Source organism: Armatimonas sp. (genome assembly GCF_043760365.1).
GTDB lineage: Bacteria > Armatimonadota > Armatimonadia > Armatimonadales > Armatimonadaceae > Armatimonas.
In genome coordinates this window covers 1-3,213 of sequence record NZ_JAYUPA010000823.1, presented here as the reverse complement: position 1 = coordinate 3,213, position 3,213 = coordinate 1, and the positions used below count along the sequence as shown (strand labels likewise).

General features: G+C 57.7%; 5 protein-coding genes and 1 pseudogene. 1 reads left to right on the top strand and 5 read right to left on the bottom strand.

Annotated features, from left to right (window positions below; genetic code table 11):
• On the bottom strand, window positions 1–1,301 hold a 1,301-nt coding region (locus ACH2EH_RS20210; RefSeq protein WP_395144527.1), incomplete at its 3' end, for a thiol-activated cytolysin family protein.
• Window positions 1,302–1,435: 134 nt separating this feature from the next.
• Here ACH2EH_RS20210 and ACH2EH_RS20205 point away from each other — a divergent pair.
• Window positions 1,436–1,957 (top strand): DinB family protein, encoded by a 522-nt coding sequence (locus tag ACH2EH_RS20205; protein WP_395144525.1) that lies wholly within the window; start codon window positions 1,436–1,438, stop codon window positions 1,955–1,957.
• A 3-nt stretch (window positions 1,958–1,960) separates the two neighbouring features.
• On the opposite strand, the gene ACH2EH_RS20200 is transcribed toward ACH2EH_RS20205, so the two are convergent.
• From ACH2EH_RS20200 to ACH2EH_RS20185, 4 genes and pseudogenes are all read right to left on the bottom strand, one after another.
• The gene (locus ACH2EH_RS20200) at window positions 1,961–2,149 is read right to left on the bottom strand and encodes a hypothetical protein (RefSeq protein WP_395144523.1); all 189 of its coding nucleotides are present in this window, start codon (window positions 2,147–2,149) and stop codon (window positions 1,961–1,963) included.
• On the bottom strand, window positions 2,127–2,309 hold the full coding sequence (locus tag ACH2EH_RS20195; protein ID WP_395144521.1) for a hypothetical protein: 183 nt from the start codon (window positions 2,307–2,309) through the stop codon (window positions 2,127–2,129). Before ACH2EH_RS20195 ends, ACH2EH_RS20200 begins: the two co-directional genes overlap by 23 nt.
• Before the next feature lie 15 nt (window positions 2,310–2,324).
• Window positions 2,325–2,540 (bottom strand): hypothetical protein, encoded by a 216-nt coding sequence (locus tag ACH2EH_RS20190; RefSeq protein WP_395144519.1) that lies wholly within the window; start codon window positions 2,538–2,540, stop codon window positions 2,325–2,327.
• Between the two features lie 78 nt (window positions 2,541–2,618).
• Window positions 2,619–3,213, bottom strand: a pseudogene (locus ACH2EH_RS20185) (alpha-glucosidase/alpha-galactosidase); the annotation flags it as partial.

Here is a 3,213-nt window from a genome sequence, read left to right as displayed (position 1 = left end):
CCGTAGATCTCGCCGTTGGCGTTGGTGACTTCGGGCCGTGAGGTCAGCTTTGCGTAGGCTGTGATCTGGTAGCGCCGGCCCGTGGCGTTGCCAATGTACTGGGTCTCGGTGTACTTATCCGTCTGGAGAACAATTACCGGGGCATCGTCAGTAACGGAGCGAATCTCATAGGAGATGGGGACGAGCTGCCCAGGAGTGGGAGCCGTGGCGAAGTAGGCACCCAGATCGCCTTTGAGTAGCAAGTTTTTGAGCTTATCCGGGCTGGGGCCGCCCTGTCCTGCGACTTTGATCGTCGTCTCGCTGTCCTTGAGCACTTTCTCCGCCTCGACATCCAGCTTTGCTTTAACCGCCACGCCTTTGTAGGCGGCTTGGAGTGCGAACTTTATCTGCGAGGCGCTAAAACGAGAGCTCATACTAAAGATGAGTCTCCGCCCGTAGGTGATTCCTGAGACATAGCAGGGGACATTGTCGTCGCCGATAAAGCCGTTGTCTTTCAGGTTATTTGCGACATCCATGGTAAACGTGGGGGTGACCCAGCGGTCGGCGAGCTTGTACTTATCCTTCGCCCCGGGGCGCGCCGTGAGGGTAAAGGCTCGCTCGATAAAGGCAGCAGTAACAGTGTGCTGTCCGCTCGACTTCTCCATGCTCAGGCCACTCTTGACCTCGGTACTCATGTAACGAACATTGATTCCGAGCTTGAGGGCGGTCTGGGTCTCGTTCTGGTTCTCTACCACCTCAAAGCTATAGGCCTCCGAGAGATTGTTGGGATCGCCCCAGGCTTTCTTTTGCTTGACCGCTCCGGTAAGAAGAGAGTTGATGGTGTTCTTCACATCGCCTTTGGTGGGGTAATTGACGATCTTACTGCCGCCGCCCAGGCTAGAGAATGTCAGCTCCAGCGGAGCACGCATCGCGCCAGGGATGGGGATCTCGGTGACATCGTTGCCGCCCTTGCGAACGCCACGCTCGCTAAGCATCGCTCCCAGCCAGAGCGCGGAGACCTCGCCCATGCTCACGAGCTCCTTGGGTGTCGAGGCGAGGGTGTAGGTGGTAGTAATATAGTCGCCCTTGCGGTCAGTATCCCCCCCTTTGGGCTTGGGATTATCAATGGGCTTGTCCATGCGCATCTTAGGAAGGTTGTCCCAGAAGTGCTCAACTTTCTCCTTCGGGGTGAGCAACTTGCTTACGGGAGGATTGACATCGGCCTTGGTGGTCGTGGTTTCTTTCCTGCCGACCTGCGGCGCGGCCAGTGCTCCCCCGACCAGGGAGAGCGTGAGTGCAAAATACAGTGTCGTGTTTTTCATGATGCCCCAGTATTTCATCCCCCAAGGGACGGAAATGGGGACAGAAATGAGAAAGAACAGGGGACGATAATTTATTTTTTTGTCTCCACCACAAAGACGAAGGAATTTGCTTTGTTCCTGGCAAACTAATGTTTATGATACTGATTACCCGCTACCGGGAACTCTACGACTACGAGTGCTCTGCCAATGCGCAGATGCTTACCATGATCGAGTCCATCCCCGAAATCAGCCGCACCGACCCTCGTTTCCAGCGCGCCCTGAACCTTGCCGCGCACCTGGCGGCGTGCCGTGAGAACTGGCTGACCTGGATGGCGGGGGAGGAACGCGAAATTGCTCTCTGGTTCGAGACGGATACAGCGCTGGAGTCGCTACGCCCCCGCTACGCCGCAATCGAGCAGCGCTGGGTTGCCTATCTCGCCGCGCTTGCTGAGGATCAGCTTCAGGCGACTTTTACCTTTACGGAGGCCGATGGCAACACCTACCGCGTGCTGACGGAGGGCCAGATTATCCAACTCAACGGCCACACCTGCTACCACCGTGGCCAGATCGTGCTCTTAGTGGATCAGCTCGGTGGCGAGACGGTGGACACCGACTACATTGACTGGGTCTATCCCCGCGACCCACGCTACGGGACTGATGAGTCGCTCCACATCTAGAGATTAGATGCTCCAGTCTTCGATTTGGAGGTTCGCGATACTGCCAAAATCTACGACAGTGATAAAACAGTAGCTCTGGAAGAGGCGCTTCAGCTCTCCATAGGCACGAATCTGGCTTGCTGTTGCTGTTTGCTGAGCAATGTGTGCCAGCCAGCCCCGCGTCTGTTCCTCAAAAGAGATTGCGGTACTCACGGCCTAGGCGGGTGGCTTCGTCGAAGTCGGGGCTGTCTTTGAACATTCCCTGAACCCGCTCCCACCAGGGCTTTTCAGAGGGGAGCACGGGGTGTGCCTTGCGGAGCTTCTCCACTTCCGCTTCTAGTCGTGCGACGCGGTCTTCTAAGGGCGTTATCATGGTAAGGAAAGTATATCAAAAATAAACTTCCTTATCCCAGTGTCGGTAGCGCCCCAGAGCCGCGATAGCCCGCTTCACTTTCTCATCACGAATCGCCGATCCGCCTCGCTCTCCGCCGATTAAAATCGGCGTCTGCAATAGCCTTCGGCTGCGAAGCCCGTTCCGGGCTACCGAGCTATTCCCTAGCCCGGAACGGGCTTTGCGGTGCTTGCGCCATTGCAGACGCCCCATTTCATGGGGCGGCAAACCCATTCCTTCGTCCTGACGAAGTCGGGTTTCAAGCGAAGGAAGGGGGCCGGGGGATGGATGCTACGCGTTGGTCGTCATCTTGCCTTTATCGGCGGCCTGAGCGTTCTTGCGGGCTTCGTCTTTGGCGGCGGCCATTTCTTCTACCGTTTTGGTGTGCAGACGCGCCGTGCCTTTGAAGCCGACCATGCGATGCACGCGTGTTCCGTTGGCGGTCTGTGCTTCTAGCTCGGCTTGCGCCGCCTCAATGGCACCACTTTTCTGGTACTGCGGGAGCCACTCGGCCTGCGCGACCAGCATCTGGTCCGTCATCTGCCAGATTTCTTCCGGATCGCAGACCGCGCCGGTGAGCGGGTCGTGGAGGAGGGCTTGCTTGAGCAGAGTTCTATCGCCGGAGATCGCCGCCTGCACGGACATCCGCTGGACATTGATGCTCGCCGTACAGGTCGCGGCGCAGGCGAGGGGCAGATCTCCCACAATCGGGATATTGATGCCGTTGCGGTCCACGTAGCCGGGCACTTCCACAATGGCATCAGCGGCCAGATTCGGGATCGCGCCGTTGTTGACGACATTGAAGTGACCTCGGTACACACGGCCTGTTTCGAGGGATTCGATAATGTAGCTGCCGTGCTCCTCGCTGCGCTTCTCCGGGGTGAAC

Excerpts from the sequence above, each read along its gene's own strand:
- ACH2EH_RS20205 (WP_395144525.1), top strand. The coding sequence starts at position 1,436 with ATGATACTGATTACCCGCTACCGGGAACTCTACGACTACGAGTGCTCT.
- ACH2EH_RS20195 (WP_395144521.1), bottom strand. The coding sequence starts at position 2,309 with ATGATAACGCCCTTAGAAGACCGCGTCGCACGACTAGAAGCGGAAGTG.
- ACH2EH_RS20190 (WP_395144519.1), bottom strand. The coding sequence starts at position 2,540 with ATGGGGCGTCTGCAATGGCGCAAGCACCGCAAAGCCCGTTCCGGGCTA.